Origin of the sequence: Leptospira weilii serovar Ranarum str. ICFT (genome assembly GCF_000332415.1) — a bacterium.
Taxonomy (GTDB): Bacteria; Spirochaetota; Leptospiria; order Leptospirales; family Leptospiraceae; genus Leptospira; species Leptospira weilii_A.
Genome location: NZ_AOHC02000005.1, coordinates 1 through 19,344, shown reverse-complemented (window position 1 = coordinate 19,344; position 19,344 = coordinate 1). Strand labels below are relative to the sequence as shown.

At 45.5% G+C, this 19,344-nt stretch carries 16 protein-coding genes; 7 read left to right on the top strand and 9 right to left on the bottom strand.

What is annotated here, in order from left to right; all coding sequences use genetic code 11:
* Positions 1-15: 15 nt before the first annotated feature.
* The 7 genes from pnp to rimP form a co-directional block, all read right to left on the bottom strand.
* On the bottom strand, positions 16-2,112 hold the full coding sequence (gene pnp, locus LEP1GSC060_RS00275; protein WP_002993375.1) for a polyribonucleotide nucleotidyltransferase: 2,097 nt from the start codon (positions 2,110-2,112) through the stop codon (positions 16-18).
* A gap of 11 nt (positions 2,113-2,123) precedes the next feature.
* Positions 2,124-2,390: a 30S ribosomal protein S15 gene (gene rpsO / locus LEP1GSC060_RS00270; protein ID WP_002993382.1), complete on the bottom strand. Its 267-nt coding sequence runs from the start codon at positions 2,388-2,390 to the stop codon at positions 2,124-2,126.
* A 51-nt stretch (positions 2,391-2,441) separates the two neighbouring features.
* Entirely contained in the window at positions 2,442-3,371 is a 930-nt protein-coding gene (truB, locus tag LEP1GSC060_RS00265) for a tRNA pseudouridine(55) synthase TruB (protein WP_036094891.1), read from the bottom strand.
* On the bottom strand, positions 3,328-3,681 hold the full coding sequence (gene rbfA, locus LEP1GSC060_RS00260; RefSeq protein WP_002993402.1) for a 30S ribosome-binding factor RbfA: 354 nt from the start codon (positions 3,679-3,681) through the stop codon (positions 3,328-3,330). Before rbfA ends, truB begins: the two co-directional genes overlap by 44 nt.
* A 12-nt stretch (positions 3,682-3,693) precedes the next feature.
* Entirely contained in the window at positions 3,694-6,387 is a 2,694-nt protein-coding gene (gene infB, locus LEP1GSC060_RS00255; RefSeq protein WP_002993405.1) for a translation initiation factor IF-2, read from the bottom strand.
* A gap of 65 nt (positions 6,388-6,452) precedes the next feature.
* The gene (nusA, locus tag LEP1GSC060_RS00250) at positions 6,453-7,847 is read right to left on the bottom strand and encodes a transcription termination factor NusA (RefSeq protein ID WP_002993356.1); all 1,395 of its coding nucleotides are present in this window, start codon (positions 7,845-7,847) and stop codon (positions 6,453-6,455) included.
* A gap of 1 nt (position 7,848) precedes the next feature.
* The gene (gene rimP / locus LEP1GSC060_RS00245; protein WP_080634477.1) at positions 7,849-8,337 is read right to left on the bottom strand and encodes a ribosome maturation factor RimP; all 489 of its coding nucleotides are present in this window, start codon (positions 8,335-8,337) and stop codon (positions 7,849-7,851) included.
* A 205-nt stretch (positions 8,338-8,542) separates the two neighbouring features.
* Between rimP and LEP1GSC060_RS00240 the strand changes: the two genes are divergently transcribed.
* From LEP1GSC060_RS00240 to LEP1GSC060_RS00230, 3 genes are read left to right on the top strand one after another with little or no spacing between them, the layout of a single operon-like run.
* The gene (locus LEP1GSC060_RS00240) at positions 8,543-9,721 is read left to right on the top strand and encodes an LIC_12708 family protein (RefSeq protein ID WP_002993384.1); all 1,179 of its coding nucleotides are present in this window, start codon (positions 8,543-8,545) and stop codon (positions 9,719-9,721) included.
* Positions 9,712-11,325 (top strand): bifunctional ADP-dependent NAD(P)H-hydrate dehydratase/NAD(P)H-hydrate epimerase, encoded by a 1,614-nt coding sequence (locus LEP1GSC060_RS00235; RefSeq protein WP_002993381.1) that lies wholly within the window; start codon positions 9,712-9,714, stop codon positions 11,323-11,325. Before LEP1GSC060_RS00240 ends, LEP1GSC060_RS00235 begins: the two co-directional genes overlap by 10 nt.
* Before the next feature lies 1 nt (position 11,326).
* The gene (locus tag LEP1GSC060_RS00230) at positions 11,327-11,935 is read left to right on the top strand and encodes a hypothetical protein (protein ID WP_002993409.1); all 609 of its coding nucleotides are present in this window, start codon (positions 11,327-11,329) and stop codon (positions 11,933-11,935) included.
* Between the two features lie 180 nt (positions 11,936-12,115).
* Here LEP1GSC060_RS00230 and LEP1GSC060_RS00225 read toward each other — a convergent pair whose 3' ends face one another.
* A complete protein-coding gene (locus tag LEP1GSC060_RS00225) occupies positions 12,116-13,051 on the bottom strand; it encodes an alpha/beta hydrolase (RefSeq protein ID WP_002993369.1) in 936 nt (311 codons plus the stop codon).
* Between the two features lie 514 nt (positions 13,052-13,565).
* Between LEP1GSC060_RS00225 and LEP1GSC060_RS00220 the strand changes: the two genes are divergently transcribed.
* The 4 genes from LEP1GSC060_RS00220 to LEP1GSC060_RS00205 all read left to right on the top strand — a co-directional run bounded on the left by LEP1GSC060_RS00220 (position 13,566) and on the right by LEP1GSC060_RS00205 (position 18,676).
* Entirely contained in the window at positions 13,566-14,954 is a 1,389-nt protein-coding gene (locus LEP1GSC060_RS00220) for an MFS transporter (protein ID WP_002993415.1), read from the top strand.
* A gap of 6 nt (positions 14,955-14,960) precedes the next feature.
* Positions 14,961-15,719 (top strand): acireductone synthase, encoded by a 759-nt coding sequence (gene mtnC, locus LEP1GSC060_RS00215; RefSeq protein ID WP_002993364.1) that lies wholly within the window; start codon positions 14,961-14,963, stop codon positions 15,717-15,719.
* A 284-nt stretch (positions 15,720-16,003) separates the two neighbouring features.
* Positions 16,004-17,254 (top strand): hypothetical protein, encoded by a 1,251-nt coding sequence (locus LEP1GSC060_RS00210; RefSeq protein ID WP_420805468.1) that lies wholly within the window; start codon positions 16,004-16,006, stop codon positions 17,252-17,254.
* A gap of 273 nt (positions 17,255-17,527) precedes the next feature.
* Positions 17,528-18,676, top strand: coding sequence for a hypothetical protein (locus LEP1GSC060_RS00205; protein WP_002993406.1), 1,149 nt, complete (start codon positions 17,528-17,530; stop codon positions 18,674-18,676).
* 376 nt (positions 18,677-19,052) lie between these two features.
* Here the strand turns inward: LEP1GSC060_RS00205 and LEP1GSC060_RS00200 are convergent.
* A partial coding sequence (locus LEP1GSC060_RS00200; protein WP_002993370.1) for a hypothetical protein occupies positions 19,053-19,344 on the bottom strand: 292 nt, incomplete at its 5' end.

Sequence of the window (19,344 nt, the reverse complement as noted above, 5' to 3'; positions counted from 1 at the left end):
GATATTAGAAAATTCTTATACTTGTTCTTCTTCGAGAGCGTCTTTTCTGGAAAGATCGATTTTTCCGGTCTTATCGACGTTTAAAACTTTCACTCGAATGATATCGCCTTCTTTGACGATGTCTTTTACGGAATTTACCCTTTTAAAATCGATCTTAGAGATATGGCAGAGACCTTCTTTTCCGGGAAGAATTTCCACGAACGCACCAAAGTCCGCGATCCGTTTTACTTTTCCTTCGTAGATCTTACCGACTTCCACTTCCGTGAAAAAACCGTCGACCATCTTCGCGGCTTTTTCCGCAGATTCTTGGTTCGAACCGGAAATGGTTACGCGACCGTCGTCTTCGATGTAAAGTTCCGCTCCGGTAAGTTCGCTGATTCCGCGAACGTTCTTACCGCCCGGCCCGATCAACTCGCCGATTCTATCTTTCGGAATATTTCTTACAATGATACGCGGCGCCGTTCCGGCTAACGTTGAAGATGCCTTGGAGATATGTTTCTCCATAATATCCAAAATATGGAATCTACCTTTTTGAGCTTGAGTGAATACGTTTTCCAAAACGTCGAAACTCACACCGGTTACTTTCAGATCCATCTGAAAGGCGGTGATTCCCTTTCTGGTTCCCGCGATCTTGCAGTCCATATCACCGAAGTGGTCTTCGAGACCGGCGATATCGGAAAGAACCGCAAACTTACCGGAAGAATCGGAAAAAAGTCCCATCGCGATTCCGGACACACTTCCTTGGATCGGAACCCCCGCAGCCATCAGCGCGAGAGAACCGGAACAAACGGACGCCATCGAACTGGAACCGTTGGATTCTAAAATTTCGGACACAACGCGAATAACGTAAGGAAACTCATCCGGTTTAGGAAGAACCAATTTGAGAGCGCGTTCCGCCAAATTTCCGTGACCGATTTCTCTTCTTCCCGGACCGGAAGATCTACGGACCTCACCCACCGAAAACGCGGGAAAGTTATAATGCAGCATAAAGGACTTTTCTTTTTGTCCTTCCAGGGTTTCGTATCTCTGATTGTCGGAACCCGTTCCCAGAGTCACAACTCCCAAAGACTGAGTCTGACCTCTGGTAAAAACGGCGGAGCCGTGCGGACCCGGAAGAGGATTCACTTCCACGGAGATCTGACGAATTTCGTCTAACTTTCTTCCGTCGAAACGAGTTCCTTTTGTGAGGACCTGTTCGCGAACGATTTCATATTCCAATTCGTGAAGATACGCTTTGATATCCTTGATCTTGTCGGATTCTTCCACGGTTTGTTTGAAAAATTCTACGACTTCTTTGTTTACATTAGAAATTTCTTTATTACGGGAAGTTTTATCGGGAGTTTGATTGGCGGCCGTGAGTTTCGCAAACGCGTATTCTTTCACCTTCGCGAGAAGGTCCGTATCTCTGGTCTTAAGTTTTACTTCTCTTTTTGTTACGCCGATTTTTTTGGCGTATTCTTCCTGAAGAGTTACAAACTCAGCGATATATTTTTGGGCAAAACGAAGCGCGGCGAGCATTTCCTCGTTGCTGAGTTCCTTCGCTTCCCCTTCGATCATTACGATATGAGTTTTAGTACCGGCAACGACCAGATCCAAATCGGAATTTGCGAGTTCTTTGGTAGTCGGATTTAAGATCAACTCTCCGTTGACTCTTCCGATTCTGGCGCCCGCTATCGGACCGTTGAATGGAATATCAGAAACCGCTAATGCAGCGCTGGCCGCGTTTAACGCGTGACCCGCAACCGAAACGTCTCCGTCCGCGGAAAGCACCTGCACTTGCAATTGCACTTCACAAAAATAACCTTCCGGAAACAAGGGGCGGATCGGTCTGTCGATGATTCTGGAAGTTAAAATTTCGTGCTCGGGGGGTTTGGCTTCTCTTTTGAAATAACCGCCCGGAAAACGACCGACGGAATAAAGTTTTTCGGTATATTCGCAGGTAAGAGGAAAAAAATCCTGTCCCTCTTTTGCATCCTCGGCCGCACAAACGGTGGCGAGTAAAACTAAATTTCCAGATTTATAAACGACGGCTCCGTGAGCTTGTTTAGCCCAGTTGCCCGTTTCTAAAACGATAGAATCACGACCGTATTGGCCGGAAATTGTATGTGTCATGGCTGACTCGCTTACTTACGGAGTCCGAGAGTTTCGATCAGTTTTTTATAACGGTCTAATTCGGTTCTTTTGAGATAATCCAGAAGTTTTTTTCTTTTGCTCACGAGTCTTAAAAGACCGGTTTTAGAATGAAAATCTTTTTTATGAGACTTGAAATGTTCGTTGAGTTCTTTGATTCTCGCATCGATCAGAGCGACTTGCACTTCGGTGGAACCCGTGTCACCCGCTTTGCGGGCAAAATTACCGATGATTGTTTTTTTTCGTTCAGTAGCTATCATATCGTGAATATACCTTTTTACCATTTTTCAGGCAATAGAACCGCTTTAAAGCTAATTTTTAGGAAAGACTCTTAAATATTTATAATCTAACTCATGAATCCCGTGTTCTTCTTTTTTGCACCAAGCAAGAATCTCACCTTCCGGCGAAACCAAGAGGAACTCCGACCCGGGAATCCATTCCAAACTTATCTTTCTACCGTTGAGTACGTTTTTCACTTCCGTACTCGGAATTTCCACGGTTGGAAATTCCAAGATCGATTCGGGAGCGTGGATCTTGACCTTTCCTTCCAAAAGATTTTCGTAAGAATCCGCCTGAGCCAGATTCAGTTTGCCGATGCTCGTACGAACCAATTTTTCCAAACGAAGCGGAAAACCGGCGCGATCGGAAATATCCATTACGATCTTTCGGATGTACGTTCCGGCGGAAACTCGGATCTGAAAGGAGATGGATTCGGGGGAAAAAATCCCAAGTTCGTACTGATACACTTTGATTTTTCGAACCGCGGGAACCAGCGCGACCCCTTCCCGAAAGAGATCCGACCTTCTCCTTCCGTTTACCTTGAGCGCGGAAACTTCCGGAGCTTCCTGGGTTTCCCAGGTCGGAACTTCTCCAAACAAACCCTTTAGCTTTTCCTGATGTTCCCGGAACCAGCTTTCCGTTTGTTCCCTCGAAAGGGATTCCAAGATCTCCCCTTCTTTGTCGCCGGAGTCGGTGGATTCTCCCGGTCTGACCCAAGCCTCGTAGGATTTTTCTTTTTCCAAAAAGACACTGGAAAAACTCGTGCAGCTTCCGATGGGGAGAATCATGAGTCCGCTCGCGGCTCGATCCAGGGTTCCGGTATGACCGACTTTTTTGAATCTGAGTTTTTTACGAGCGGTTACGACAAGATCCGAGGAAGTCATTCCCTCGGGTTTGTGAATGAGTAAGAATCCGGACTCAGTCCGGATTTGTGGGTTTTCTGGTAAGCCTGAGTGATTCATCCAAACTCTGAATATATTCCTCATCCCAGAGGAATTGCATTCTGGGTGTGATCCTAAGTCCTAACTTTCCGGACAACGTCGTTTGAAATACGCCCGCGGCGCTGTTGAGTCCGGCTAATACTTTTAACTTTTTTTTGTCCGTACAAATCGCGGTCACAAAAACCCGCATATTCTTTCCGTCATCGGAGATCTCGGCCCTGTGGACCGAAACCATATGCACTCTCGGATCCTTGATCTTACCCGATAGAATCATCATCGCAACGGTGCGAACCGCTTCCGCTTCGACTTTTTTTCTCCGGATCGGATTCACAGTCCGATGTTCCTATTCCAACTTTCGCTTGATTACGGTGACATTGTAAGCTTCGATGATATCTCCGGACTTGAAGTCGTTGAATCCGTCCACTTGAATCCCGCACTCGAAACCAGACACGACGTCGTTCACATCGTCTTTGACCCGTTTGAGAGATTTCAGTTTTCCGTCGAACTTCGTAACTCCGTCGCTGATTACGCGGACATTCGCGGACTTGGCAATTTTTCCGGAAGTGACCATACAACCCGCAATGTTTCCGACCTTGGATACTTTGAAGATTTCTCTGATTTCCGCAGTTCCGATCACTTCTTCGATTTTTTCCGGTTCGAGAAGTCCTTCCATCGCGAGTTTGATCTCATCCACAACTTGATAGATGATATTGTAATACTTGATCTGAACCTGTTCTTTTTCCGCAAGAGATATCGTCTTAGGATTTGCACGAACGTGAAATCCGATAATGAGAGCATTGGAAGCCGAAGCGAGCATAACGTCCATATCCACGATCGCACCCGCGCCGGATTGGATTACGTTCAGTTTCACTTCCGGAGTGGAAAGTTTTTCCAAGGATTCTTTGATCGCTTCCGCAGAACCGCGAACGTCCGCCTTGATGATCACCTTGAGTTCTTTCAATGCGCCGAGTTTGATAAACTCGTTCATGTTCTCAAGAGTGACCTTAGGAGCGGATCCCGCTGCTACGCCTGCGTTTCCGATTCTTTCGAACTCGATTCTATGTTGAGAAATATTTCTGGCTTCTTTTTCATCCGCCATCGCGTCAAAAGGTGCGCCCGCATCCGGAACCCCGTCGATACCGGTCACCTGAGCCGGGAACGCAGGTCCCGCTTCTTCGATCGATTGTCCGAGATCGTTGTACATCGCCCTTACGCGACCGGAGAAAATTCCCGCAACGAAAGGATCTCCCACACGAAGCGTTCCGTTCTGGATGAGTACGGTTGCCACCGAACCGCGACCCGGATCGAGTTTTGCTTCGATGATCGTTCCTTTGGCTCTTCGTTTTGGATTCGATTTGAGATCCATAACTTCCGCTTGGAGAAGAATCACTTCTAAAAGTTTGTCGATTCCTATGTTTTCCCGAGCCGAGATCTTGACATACATCGTTTGCCCGCCCCATTCTTCCGATTGAAGACCGTGGTTGGCAAGTTCTTGCATGATCTTATCCGGATTTGCGGACGGAAGGTCGATCTTGTTGATGGCAACGATGATCGGAACTTCCGCAGCCTTTGCGTGGCTGATCGCTTCCAGTGTTTGAGGCATTACGCCGTCGTCCGCCGCGACTACCAGAATTACGATGTCCGTAACCTTCGCTCCTCGGGCTCTCATCGAAGTAAACGCTTCGTGACCCGGAGTATCTAAGAATGTAACGAGACCGCGCGCGGTTCTTACCTGATACGCACCGATATGCTGCGTGATTCCGCCGGATTCCGTATCGATCACGGAACTTCTACGAATCGTATCGAGTAATTTCGTTTTACCGTGGTCGACGTGACCCATGATGGTAACAACCGGAGGACGGTTGATATAATCTTCTTCGTTGTCTTTTTCTTCTTCGATGATGGTCTCTTCGTAAAGAGAAACGACTTTTACCTTACAACCGTATTCATCCGCCAAAAGGCCCGCGGTTTCCGCGTCGATGATATTGTTGATCGTCACCATCATTCCCATCTTCATGAGTTTTCCGATGACGTCGCCCGGTTTGAGGTTCATCTTTTTGGCGAGTTCGCCTACTTGCACATTTTCTAATACTGTAATTTCTTTCGGAACGGAGATTCCGGAAACACCCACGACCTTGGTCTTTTTAAATCTTTGTTTGAAAAATTTTGTGTTTTCCGCGCCGGAAAAATCTCTCTTATCGGAGGAAGTTTTTTCCTTATCGTGTCCCTTCTTCTTGCTCGCGCCGGCCGCACCTCTCGCTTGAGAAAGTTCGACTTCCGCAGAAGTAATCGGCATCGGGCGTCCACCCGGACCACCGGAACGATTTCCCGGACCACTACCGCCGAAACGATTTCCCGGTCCAGCTTGTTGACCCGGACCCCGATTGCCTTGGTAACCACCGCCTTGACCCGGACCACGATTACCCTGATAACCGCCACCCTGCCCCGGACCACCCGGACCCCGATTGCCTTGGTAGCCGCCGCCTTGGCCTGGTCCGCGGTTCCCTTGGTAACCGCCACCTTGACCCGGACCGCCAGGACCACGATTGCCCTGATAACCACCGCCCTGACCTGGCCCACCCGGACCGCGATTGCCTTGGTAACCGCCGCCGGAATTAGGTCTAGGAGCCGGTCTGGCAATCGGCCTAGATACGATAATATTGGAATCTTCTTTTTGAAAAGGAGAACGAGAGGTTGGATAGGAAGAAGAATCTCCACCTTGTCGTCCTTGGGAATCTTTATCTCGGGGAGGTCTAACGGAACCGGCGTCTTGTCTTCTCGGCTCCTCGTATTTCACTTCTTTGGAGGCAGAAGGCGCAGGGCGAACGATCGGCGATTGGCCGGAATCGCCTCTGGAAGGCAATGGAGTTACCGGCTTTGCGGGAGCGGATTCGGCAATCGTTTCTTTCTTAGGAGACGCAGAGGGAGAGGAGGACGAATTTTCGTCCCCTTTCTTTTTTATGATCAGCTTTTTGCGTTTTCCCGCATCTGCCGCGCCCTGGAGCGTTTCCTTGATCGTCTTATTTTTATCTTCCATAATTGATTCCCTGGCTTTCCGAAGTACTCAAGACTCCGGCTCTCTGAAAAACCCATTCGGGTTTTTCAGTTATCCTCCACCCATTCTACGGATTCTCGGAGTAATTTGAGAATCTGTCCGGCTGTCGTATGACCGATTCCTTGCAGTTTTGCCAGATCGTCTTGGCTGTATTCGATCAGGGTTTCCAGATCCTTGATTCCCTCGCTCTTCAAAATCCCGACGATACGGGCCGAGAGACCGGGAAGATCTTCGAGAGGAGTCAATTCTTCCTCCTCTTCTTCTTGTGCAACCGAAACTTTGGATTCTTCCGAAGGCGTATAGAAAAGTCTTTCCAACCTTTCCCTCGCTTCCGGAGACGCAAGTTCCGCGTTGTACTGTGCCACGGTTTTGATATCGATTTTGTAACCCGCCAACTGAGACGCGAGTTTTACGTTGGACCCGTTGATCCCGATCGCAAGAGAAAGTTGATCGTCCGGAACGACTACCATCGCCTCTCTGCCGGAACCGTCGACCTTTACTTCCACGGGTTTGGCGGGAGAAATCGCATTCGCGATAAACTCGGACGCGTCGTCGGATGCTTCTACGATGTCGATTCTTTCGTTTCCGAGTTCTCTTACGATCGATTGAATCCGAACTCCCTTCATCCCGACGCAAGCGCCGACGGGATCAATGTCTCCACGGGCTGCGCGTACTACAACTTTGGTGCGGATGGAAGGTTGTCTGGCTACGTTGATGATTTCAACAAGACCGTCGTAAATTTCGGGAATTTCCATTTCGAAAAGTTTACGAACGAAGTCTGCGGACGCTCTCGAAAGAGTAATGACCGGAATCGGTTCTCTCGGACGGAGTTCCACTCTTTGAATGATTGCTTTGAGTCTGTCCCCGCTGTGATACTTTTCACCCGGGCTCTGCTCGCGACGAGGCATGATGCCTTCTACTTTTCCAAGATCGATGCTCATCGCGTCTTTTTTCCATCTCTGGAAATAACCGTGAGTAAGCTCTCCTTCTTTCGCCTTATACTCGTTATAGAGAAGTTCCTTCTCCATATCTTTCAGTCTTTGAAAGACCATCTGTTTGGCTTGGCTGGAGATGATTCGTGAAAGTTCCACCGGTTTTTCACGGAAAGAAACGACCGAACCGATCTCTGCGGATGTGTCGATCGCTTTAGCATCTTCTAAACCGATTTCGAGGGCGGATGAAGGAGTTCCCTCGACAACTTTTTTTGCGATTGCGATGACCACGCTGTCTTTACCGGAGGCAAACTCCACCGTAACCGGAGAAGGTGTTTCCGATTCTTCGGATTCTTCCAAACCTTCGAGGCCGGACTTTTTTCTATAGGCGGTTATGAGAGAATCACGAATGACTCCCATAACGGCTTCCCGATCGAGGGATTTGTCCGCGCAAAATTGTTGGATCGCCTCCAACAGATTTCCTTCCGATTGTGTCTTCTTAACTGCCATATCAAATACTTACGTAAAGATTCCCTTTCAGTATATCCTTGAGGTCCAGGGTCGTCTGCTTTTTTACGGCAGTTTTTTTTCCCTTTTGGAATTTTTCCAGAATCAACCGATCACCGTCCCGATTCACGATCCGAAAAATTCCTTCCTGGGGCTTTTCTGATTCTCCGGATTGAAAAACCAGACGAACCGGGATACCCCGGAAACGATCCAGGTCTCCCGGAAGATCCAATTTCCTTTCCGCCCCTGCGGAGGAAACTTTAAGAGTATAATCCAGATCCGGTGAGATCCGTTCTAACTCTTCTTTCAGTTTTCTGGAAACTTGCTCACATTCCAGAAGGCTGACTGAACCATACGGATGTTCAAGATTGTCCAAAACAACCTCGATCAACGAGTGGTTAGGCCTTTGGTTGACCTTTAATGAGTACAGCTTAACAGGCAAAAACAGGACGCCATCCAAAATACCACTGATTTCTTCCCTGTTTACTGTCAAACCCCGGCCTTAGAGAGAAAACTCAAAAATGAATGAATTTTTCCTGATATCCTAATCAAACTATTCAAATTTAGCTACGGTGTAAAGTAAAAAAACCCGGCGTTCTAAGGGCCTTAAGAAATCCCAAGGATTATTGCTTGTTTTCCAATCAATGTGTTGGAATGGTATCGTTACATTCCAAGTTCCGATCGGATAACAGGCTTTCATGAGAAATCTCCATTCCAATTTCAGCATTCATTTCGGTATAAAAATACGAACCCGAATTTTTCTCTTCGGGATCGTTTTGATCGGGACATCGATTCTAAGTTGTACTCGTTTCAAAGTGGATAATTACAATTCGTATCTTTACGGTAGAATCAAATTGGGAAACACTCTCTCCGACGTTCAGGCGAAAATTTCAAACGGAGTTCCGACCAATCTGCCTCAGACGATTCCGGTTGTTTCCAGTAAAATCTACGTTCCCGACTTCGATCAGTCTCTGTTGAAAGTATTTTCCACGGATGGAGAATTAAAATTCATCTTGGGAACTCTCAAAGAAAAAGTCGGAGATAAATACAAATTGATTTCGGCGAAAATCGGAAAGATAGGACTCGTGGCGGTTAACGCCGACGAGGAAATTTATCTTCAATCCAGAGCGGGAAAAGAAGGAAAAGAGGAACCACCCAAAACAGATCCGACAACCGAAGATATCTTTTTGAAAAAGAGCGGATCGTTTGATACGGAATATAAAGAAGCGATTCCATCCGCGATTCTTCATTTTTCGGACGCAGGGAAATTATTGAACACGATCTATGTGGAAGGGATTTCCGGGAACACTCCGTTCGGTTATATCGAAAGGATGGAAGCGGGAGAGGACGATCTTTTGTTTGTGTTTCATAAACAAAACGGAGAAATGAAACTTTCCGCATACGAAAACGGCGCCCTACTTCGATCGGTTAACGCCTCCGACTTTTCGGAAGTCATTTCCGATACGGAAACCACACAGGCGAGATTGGAAACGATCCTTCCGCATCTGGAAGGAAAATACGCAGTCGCATCGTTCAGCGTTTTCGATAAAAAAAGTTCCAGATTCAAGTCGCGCAAAATCTTCAAGTACGACTTCGAAACCAAGGCGGCAATTCTTCTCAAAGAAATCCAAGATCCGTCGGAATCCTTATATTGGATCTTAAAAGATCATAATTTTTTCGTTTGGGAAACCGAAAACGAAGAGGAAAGTTCGATCCGGCTTCAGGTTCACGACGACGACGGAACTCACGTCAACAACATCCGACTCAACTATCTTCCTCCGAGAGGTCTTTGGAGAGAAACGTGGATGGACTTAAACGACGAAATCTATTCCGCGAGGATCAAGTCCGGTTATCTGGAAGTCCATAAATGGAAATAAAGTTTTTCGAATATTCAGAATCCCTGTTTGACGACGAGGAAAGCGGGGATCTGGATCGAAAGACGATTTTATCGACGGGAATTTCCGGTTCGCACTTTATGGGTTTTGCAGCCCTTTCCATCTATCAAAAATACGAAAAAAAAATCGGTCGTTACGACCGAGTTCGAATCCTCTGCGGGAACGGTAACAACGGAGGAGACGGACTCGCTCTCGCATTCTTTTTGATCCAAGAAGGATTAAAACCGGAAGTTTATCTGAAAGACGGCGGCTTGTCGGAAGAATCCGAATTTTATAAAAATGCGTATTTGAATTCGGGAGGTAATATTTTACCTCTGGAACGTTTCGAAATTTTACCCGGAAGCGAAACGATATTTCTCGTAGACGCGTTACTCGGAACCGGTTTTCGTTTTCCTTTAAAAAGTCCCGTTGAGGTCGTCGTCTCCAAAATTGCAGAAAACAAACGAAAAAATCCGGAAAGAATTTTTATCCTCAGCATCGACGTCGTATCCGGCTTTCAGGAGGATTTTCCACTTCCTTTTGAAACGGACGCGTTAGCCGAAATTGGTATGAAAAAATGGAAAAACCGTTTTTTACCCGGCAAAGTACGGAAAACGTTTCACAAAATAGGTTTTCCGGTCGGAAAAAATCCGTATCAAGCCGACCTAAAGGAAAAGGAATCTAACGTAAGTAAAAATGAAATTCCGCAAAACGAAGATATCAACTTCATACCGCCGAAAAAAAACGAAAACTCGGAATTAGAACCCGCGACGGACGAAAAACAAAACGAGGAAAAAGATCGAAAGAACAAAATCCTTTGGAAAAAAATCCCGTTTAGAATTTTAAAAAAGACAATCGGAAGGGAAGAGGATTCCCATAAATACAAAAACGGTTCTTTGGTTTTAATCGGAGGTTCCCGGGGGATGTCGGGAGCGGCTCTCTCTTCCTTGTTCGCCTTTCACGAGTTAGGCGGCGGAATTTCACTGCTTTTAACGCCGTCCGAAAAAACGGTTCGGGCCGTTTTAAAAAAAGATCCTTCCATGATGGCGGATACGATCCCGGAAGTTTCGAAAATGATGGATCTTCCTTTCGTTAAAAAAGCTTCCGTCTTTCTTATCGGCCCGGGTTTAAATACGCAGGAATGCCCGGCGATCGACTTACCAAAAGAAAAATTCTGCGTTTTGGACGCGGGAGCGATCCAAACCTACGCCAATACGGTGTTACACGAAAAAGTCCTGATGACCCCGCATACGGGAGAATTGGAAGTCCTTTTAAACACAAAAATAAAATCGATCGGACAAGGAATTTCCCTCGCGAAAGAATACGTTCGGAACTTCAAAACGAATCTCTTGTGGAAAAGACATTCCTCTTTTCTAATAGACTCGAACGGCTGCGTTTTCCTTTGGGAAACACCCGAGCCGAAATTGGCCGTGATGGGAACGGGCGATCTGTTGGCCGGTATTCTTTGTTTTTTTCTTTCGAGAGGTTTTACAATTTCCGAAACGGTTCAACTTTCATTTTCTTTGCTGACCCGTGCCGCGAAAAAATCAAAAGGTTTTCCAACCGCATCCGGAATTCGTAAACTACTGACAAAGGGAGGAAATTGAAATGGGCGGCGGTTATCATTCCCGTTCTCCGGAAGAATTTAGAAAGTTCCTGGAAGAAAGTAGAAAACATTCCGGCGGAGGCAGATTTTCGAGAGTACGTTTGGTTTTTATCTTAAATTTGGTTTTAGTCGTTTTAGTGATCGGCATGGTCGCAAGGACGTTGAACCCCGGCGCGTTTACGATTCAATCCTCTTCTTCCAAGTTGAAAATGGAATCCACTACCTTGTACGTCAAATCCAGTCGGGAAGGTAAGGACGGTTTTCCGACCTTTTTCTTGTTTATGAAAAACGAAAACAGTTCCGCCGAAATCCGATTTCCGGATCCGACTTGGAACTTTAGAATTCTCTTAAGTGGAAAAGACGGTCTCAATTGTCTGGATAAGACTTGGGAGATTCCCGAAAGAACTTTGCATCCGGGCAAAATCGAATTCGAAAGGTTTCGATTGAAGGACGAGGCGATCGATTCCCTTCCTCCCGATTGTAAGGTAAAATCGTCCGAAAGTTTTTTGGAAAGAATGTTCAGAAAATCCGGTTCCAAAAGCGGTTTAAAATTGGAAGTCGTCATTTCCCACAAGGACGATCGTAAACTTCTATCGATCGAAAATCTTTGAGCGAGCGATTTAGTTTTTTTGAATGGAATGAAAACCGTGTCTGAGTCGAAATTCGTTCTTACTTATAACTATATAAAAAGTATTTAATATTTTGCATTAAAACGGTATTTTGCGATAAAAATTAACGGTATTCAATTTTATAGGGATCGGCAGCCGTTTTAGAGAGAAATATTCGAAATCTTAAGAATTCGAAACAACGTTTTTTTTCTTTCCCGGCGTTTTCTTTTCCAACTTTAAGGAAGAATCCAAATCGATTTTTTCTCTTTGAATGGTTTCTAAAAAAGTCTGAATATCGCCCAACACCATTTCCCTATGTTCCGGAAATTCGTTCATCAACTCGTGATAAAATCCGGGATAAATTTTGATTCTTTTATTTCTATAAATTAGATTTTTATAAAGTTCCGTCGATCCTTTTACGTCCACAAGTCCGTCGTCTTGTCCGTGAAGAATCAGAACCGGGCATCGAAGTACATTCGCCTTTTTGATCAGTTTAGGTCCGATTTCCAAAAGTTCCGTCCCCATCCTGAGGGAAACCTTTCCGTGAACGAGAGGATCCTGTTTGTAGGACTCGATCACGTCCGGATCGTGGGAAAGATAGTTAAGATCCAATTCCGCATCCACTATGGTTGAAGGGGAGATTTTGCTTAAAAGACTCGCGGCAAATTTCTTGAGTTTTTTATTAAAATCCATTTTCACGATCAGAGCGGGAGAACCGAGAATCAACCCGAGGATGTTGTCCTGATTGATCCCTTCCTGAGAATATCGAAGAGTCACCGCTCCGCCGAGTGAATGTCCTAAAAGAAAAAAACGATCTTTTTGTTCCCTTTGGAGAACCTCGGAAACGAAATCGGCCAGGTCTCTTACGTATAAATCGAAAGAATCCGCGTGCCCTCGTTTTCCCTCCGACTTTCCGTGACCTCTCATATCGAAGGAATAGAAGTTGATATCGCTTTTTACAAAGTAACGAAGTAAGTTCGTATAACGCCCGCTATGTTCTCCAAAACCGTGATGAAAAATCATCAATCGGTTGGCGTTCGGTCTCGTCCAGGATTGGCAATATAATTTTGATTTATCGGAACTGGATAGAATGTGGAATTCTTTATGATGAAAGGTCATTGCTAAATCCGATTTGTTTGGAAGAAAAGAATCATTAAAACCATACGGGTCAACTAAATATTATAAAACCGACTAAAAACGGTTTTTTTTCATCCGATATCGTTTTTCCGTAAAACAAAATCGAAGTTACGTATATGTCTCGTTGTCCGGTTGTGCCGATTCGAACCGAAAGTCCGAATTCAAAAATCGATGTTAAAGTTTCCTTGAGTTTTCTCAGCTTCCTTCATTGTTTGGTTTCGTTTCCTAAAAAGGGAAAAATTTAAAACTTATAGAATGGGAGTCGTGTTGCCGCTCGCTTTCATTACATTATGTGAATTCGGTATAACAAATGCGAAAGCGATTGTAGTGGAAATTCCGAAGGAATTGGAACGAAAAGCGCGGTCCAGCCTTGGCCTTGCCAAGGCTGGATTCGCCCAAACTTTCTTAAGTCGAACTCACGTTATGTAATGCCAATCGCTTTCGTATTGGAAATTGGAAACATCGAACTCGCCGTTCTATAAACACCGGAGAAATTATGGAAAAAAGGCCCTCGGAAAAAAGTCTTCTTCGCTTTTTCGGATTGGGAGAATTGGCAAATCACGGATGGAACGCGATTTTAGCGTTCTGGATGATTATGGGAATGGCCTTTTTCCTTTTCGCGGATCAGAATCTAATCGCGCCTAACTTAAAAAACATCGGAGCTTCTTTCGGTCTGGTCGATCCGAAAGACGTGGATTGGTATATCGGAGGGGTGATCCCGATCCTATTCTTCATCTTAGGCGGAGCCGTATCCGTTAGCATGGGTTATTTATCCCAAAAGTATTCTCGAAAAAAACTCATCCTCTTTTCCGTTTTTTTGGGAGAGGTTCCTTGTTTTCTTTCGGGTTTTGCGACCGATTATTCGGAATTTGTAATTTACAGAACTCTTACGGGTTTCGGTCTCGGAGGAATTTTTCCCCTTCTTTTTACGGTCCTCGGCGATTATTTTTCGGACAAATCCAGATCCACCGCCGCGGCTTACGTTTCTCTTTCGATGGGAATCGGTCTCGGAGTCGGCCAACTTCTCGGAGGAATTTTAGGTAACGCGGACCCGATCAACGGTTGGAGAGCGAGTTTTATTTATCTTTCCATTCCTTCTTTCTTCTTTGCGATCATCTATTGGATTTTCTGTAAGGAGCCGATCCGAGGCGGCGGAGAATCGGAATGGTCCGGAATCGCGGATAAATTTTCCGAGGAAAATTTTCATCTTCGTTGGAGCGACGTTAGACTCCTTTTCCAAAACAAAACGAACATAGGAATCTTCCTTCAGGGTATTCCGGGTTGTGTTCCCTGGGGAGTTTTTTTCGTTTTTTTGGTCGATTATTACGAAACCTCGTATCATCTCGATAAGGCGACCGCGACGATGCTTTTAACGTATGCCGCAATCGGTGTTTTTGCCGGTACGTTTTTAGGCGGAGTTATCGGACAAAAAATCTACAACTACAACAAAAGATATCTTCCCGTTTTTTGTATGTCCAGCATCCTACTCGGAGTTTTTCCATGTATCTATCTTTTAAAGGCGGAAAATATCGCAAACTCCGGGCTTTTTATCCTAATCAACATAGTCGCGGGTTTTATCATCTCGGTTACGGGTCCGAACGTCAGAGCTACATTAATTAACGTGAATATTCCAAAAAACAGAAGTAGTATGTTCGCGCTTTACAATCTCACCGACGACTTGGGAAAAGGACTCGGACCCGCGATGAGCGCCGTGATTTTGGGTCTGACTCCGGGAGATCGTTCTCTGGGACTTTCCATCTCCGTTCTTTTTTGGATTCCCTGCGCCCTTTTCTGGTTGATCGTATTGAAAAATTTTGAAAAGGACGAGAAAGACGTACATGAATATCTGGTCTCGGAAGCCAAAAAAATCAAAGAGGCGATCTAATTGAACATGGACATCGGAACTTTTGACGTTTATCTTTTCGACATCGAAGGGACCACGACTCCCATCGAGTTCGTTCATAAAGTTTTATTTCCGTATTCGGTCGATAAGTTCGATTCTTTTTTTCGATCGAACTCCCTGGAGAAAGAATGGATCGATAAGTTGATCGAAGAAGGAACAAACGATACGACATATCGGGAGAAAATCAAAGTAGGAAAGTTCGAAGGAGGAACAAACGATTCTACAGATTCCGAAAAACTTTCGGTTTCTCCCCGAATTCTGAGCGACTATTGCAAACATCTCGTCTCGCTGGATCGTAAGAGCGGTCCTTTGAAAGAGATTCAGGGTAGGATTTGGAAATACGGTTATGAAAACGGAGAACTGAAAAGTTCCTTGTTTGCGGACGTCCCTTCGTTTTTAAAAAGAATTCAATCCGCCAAAAAAAAATCGGCAGTTTATTCCTCCGGAAGTATTCAGGCTCAGAAATTAATTTTTGAATATTCAAATTTTGGCAACTTGACCGGATATTTTTCCGCTTACTTCGACACCGGAGTCGGAGGGAAAAGAGAATCCTCGAGTTATTTTAAGATCGCGGAACAACTCGAAACGGCGCCCGATAAGATTTTATTTTTCACCGATATCAAAGAGGAAGCGGACGCCGCAAAAACCGCGAATCTCAAAACCGCGATTCTTGTACGTCCCGGAAATTATCCGCAACCTTCCCATTCCCATCCCATTCTTTCTTCTTTTGAGGATTTAAGTCCTTAAACGCCGGAGACCGAAAGCGACCTAAGTTTCCCTGAGTCGCAGAAAACTAAAGTGAAGGACGCTCCTAAACTCATCCTGGCGCTGCGACCCTTAGGGAGCGGCGCCACTTTAGTTACCCGGATGGTTCATCTTAACTTCGCTAAGAGCCGGCGTTTTCGCTTTTTAAAAATAAACCGTCCGAATATGAGTCCCGGTTTTGTGTAGTTCCGACCCGACTTTTTATGACAACTTTTTCTAGGATGTTACATAACCCCCTAACCACTAGAACGCGGTAGTTCCCATAGATTCGGTCCTATTCCGAACGAATCTTTTTTCGAGGCGAGTTGGAAAGATCGGCCGATCTTTGTAAGGTGAGATCCTTTCGAATTTTTTTTGTAATCCTTCTTTTGAACTCAGTCTTCGGGAAAGTCGATGCGAGAGAACTCGTCTACGCTTTCCGAGATCCGGGAAAACCGGAAAAAGAAAAGATGATTCTTGTGGGCGAAACCGTACTTTATGATAAAGTAAAGCCGATCGAAGAGGAAGGAAAAAATAAGAATCTCGATATCGGAGTCGATACGAGACTCGACTTGGTCACGATTAAGATCAATTTCGATCCCGGACTCAGGGTGGGACAAACCTTATATCTCATCGAAAAAGACTTCGATCATAAGAATTACAAAAACGGTAACATAGTCGCGCAGATCGAAATCAAGTCCATCTTTCAAACTTCCTTTATCGGCAAAAGAGCGAGAGGAATCGGTCACCTCGGACTTGTAAAAGATAAACATCTGATGGTGGCGGCTCCTTTGGTTTCGGAAAAAATCGAACCCGCGATCGTCGAAAGGAAAAAAGGAGATTACCATCTTTCCAGAAACGAAATCGCGGAATCGATCCGCTCTTACAAACATACGATCAGCCTGGATCCTTCTTCGCCGATGGGTCATTTCCGTTTGGGACTTCTTTATAAAAAAACCGGAGAGGCTTACGTTTCCGCCGGTTCCGAATTTTCTATGGCTTGGAAAAACAGAAAACGGTTCGGGAACTCTCAGGAAGAACTCGAGTTTTATACGGAATACATCGACTTCTTAAATCATAAATACGAAACGGAAGGTTTTAAAAACGGTTCCATTCTTTCCAAATCGATGGAAGTCGTTCGGGAAGCGTTCAAACTGACTCGATCGGATTCGGAACTTCTCATCCACTCCGCTTTAACTTACTATTATCTTTATCGGGAGAATTCCAAACTCGGTAAAACTCCGACTCGTAACTCCGCGGATCGGAAAAAATCGGACTCGTATTTCGAAATTTCCGTAAAACTTACAAGGGACGCGATCCGACTCAATCCATCCGATTATAGAACTCATCTCTTAGCGTGTAAACTCTACTTGGATAAGATCGTCGAGCTTACTTCCGACACGGGCCAAAGCGGTTTGGGAGAATCGGAGGAAGTCGGACTTCTGCAAAACAAGTTCGCGGATTCATTAGAAAAATATAAAACGTTCAAACCCGCAGACGTTCCGGGTGATCCCTACGTTTTGAAACCCCTGAACTGAAAGATAAGCGTTTACGATATTGTTCTAAAACCCCGTCTTATTTTCTCCGATGTCTGAATTCCATGTTCATCCGTTTTTTTGATACACATTCGTGCGCTTCGCTTCGACCGGAGAGGTTGTTCAGAGTTCTATCGACGTTTGATTTACAAGTTTCAAAGGTGTGTCAATTTGTCTCGGTAAAAAGTTACGATTGTTTATCGTGGTAAAAGTTTTTGGGGAAGCATCTCCCTTTAATGATTGTCAATGTTACGATATTGCCGACTCTGCCACTTTATGAATCATCTTTTTATTTCACCCTTTACTCGTTTTTTAGTCGCTCTTGTTGTCCTTTACGCGGCCGTTTTGAATTGTAAGAAGGACAATGACGATTCCACGACTCTCTGGGCTTTGGTGGCCTTATTAGCCGGATCTTCGACAAATAATTCCGCGGCCCTATCGTATGGCGGAACGAAAAGTCCCGGAGACGTTATGATCGGAGATATGGTAAAAGCCAACTTCGGGAATTTTTCGTTTACGAACCTTACGACCAACGAAAAAATCTCAGGGCAGGTAGCCACTTATACAACGAGTCCTTTCATCTCCCTTATGTCCGCACCGACCTATACACAAGGCGGGTTCGCACTTCCCATTGCGGGCGTGGGGCTTCTGGCCACACCGATCAGCGGTTATTCGAACGCGGGCGGCGCTCCCGTGACGGCCATGCGTGCGGAAGTGTACACGGAAAAGAGTTCGAACTGCGCCGAAGTGACCGGAACGTTCAACATGGTTCAAGCCATGTTCGGAGACGCGGTGGGCGCATTCCAAGGAGGATACGGTACTCTGACGATTACCGGAACCAACCAGAAATTTATTGCCGGAACGATTACAACTTTGGGTGGCGCGGGTACGGCGGTGAATCTCAATAACGGCATCTGCACCGAAGGTAAGGTCGTATGGAATACCGGTGAAACGGCGTTCGTCTCTTCGACGGGTGTTCTCATTCTGGATATGGGTACGGACAAAGGCGGCTTTTTCGGATTGGCCAAGGATACTTCGTTAAACGGTTCCGGAATTTTCAACGGAAAGACGTTACTCGGCTTTGACAACCTGAGAGGAGCCAATGCAGCGACCGTTGATTCCTTTGTAAGCGGCAAGTTCACTTGTTTGAACGGAGTTTGTACCGGCGTGAACATCGATGCGCGAACCTTGGCGGCTCAAAACAACGGCAACTCATCCACAAACGTTCCCGTATTCGCGAACGGTATCTCGCCTTCCACGACGTTTGGTAACGCCGGAGGAGGAATGCCGCTGGCAGCCAACGATAATTTGGTGATGATCGCACGGTCCGTGAACGGGAAGATCACGGCGGCTATGGTCGCTTGTTCGACGGGAGGATGTACAACTGCTTCGTCCCGACACTTCGGACTCTACACCGAAAACTAAGGGCCTCTTGCTCGGGTAGTTTTTTCCGAGCGGGAACGGTTGTGGGTCTGACGATTCAATCGTTACGTAAGAAAACTTCACAACAAAGAAGACAAATGAAATCAGATCCTCTTTTGGATCTGATTTCCGTTCCGCACAAATTTCCGGAAAGGAACAATCCGAAATATTCTCTTCTCATTCCTAACCGCTAACATCTCGAAGCAGATGTTAGGCGGGGAAGGTTTTCCCCTCGCTTCATCCCGAGCTTTCTGTTTCTCTAATTTAGCAATATCTAATCTTTCAAACAAGCTCGGTATTCCGCTACCCCTTCTCCGGGGGATTTTTTTGCGGAAACCCCCGGACCCAATCTCGCGATCCATAGCGCAATGCTGTCAATTTAAGAGACTCTGCCGTAATAGATTTCAAACTTACGTTTTCGAACTTTATGTTTTCTATTGAAGGTTCTATTTGGAATGACAGGTAGCCGATGTTTTAAAAGTTCGGCTTTCATTTCATCAAAAACGGAGTTCATCGGTTCAGTACCAGAAAGTAACCTTGGAAGTTCTCCTTTTAGAATGCCGATCGCGATATTTCTATTAATTTTATAATCATATTTTGTTTTTACTTTTTTGTTTTGAATCGATTGATCGTATTCTATTTGCGCTTCTTGGATTAGAAGAGAGGCAAGA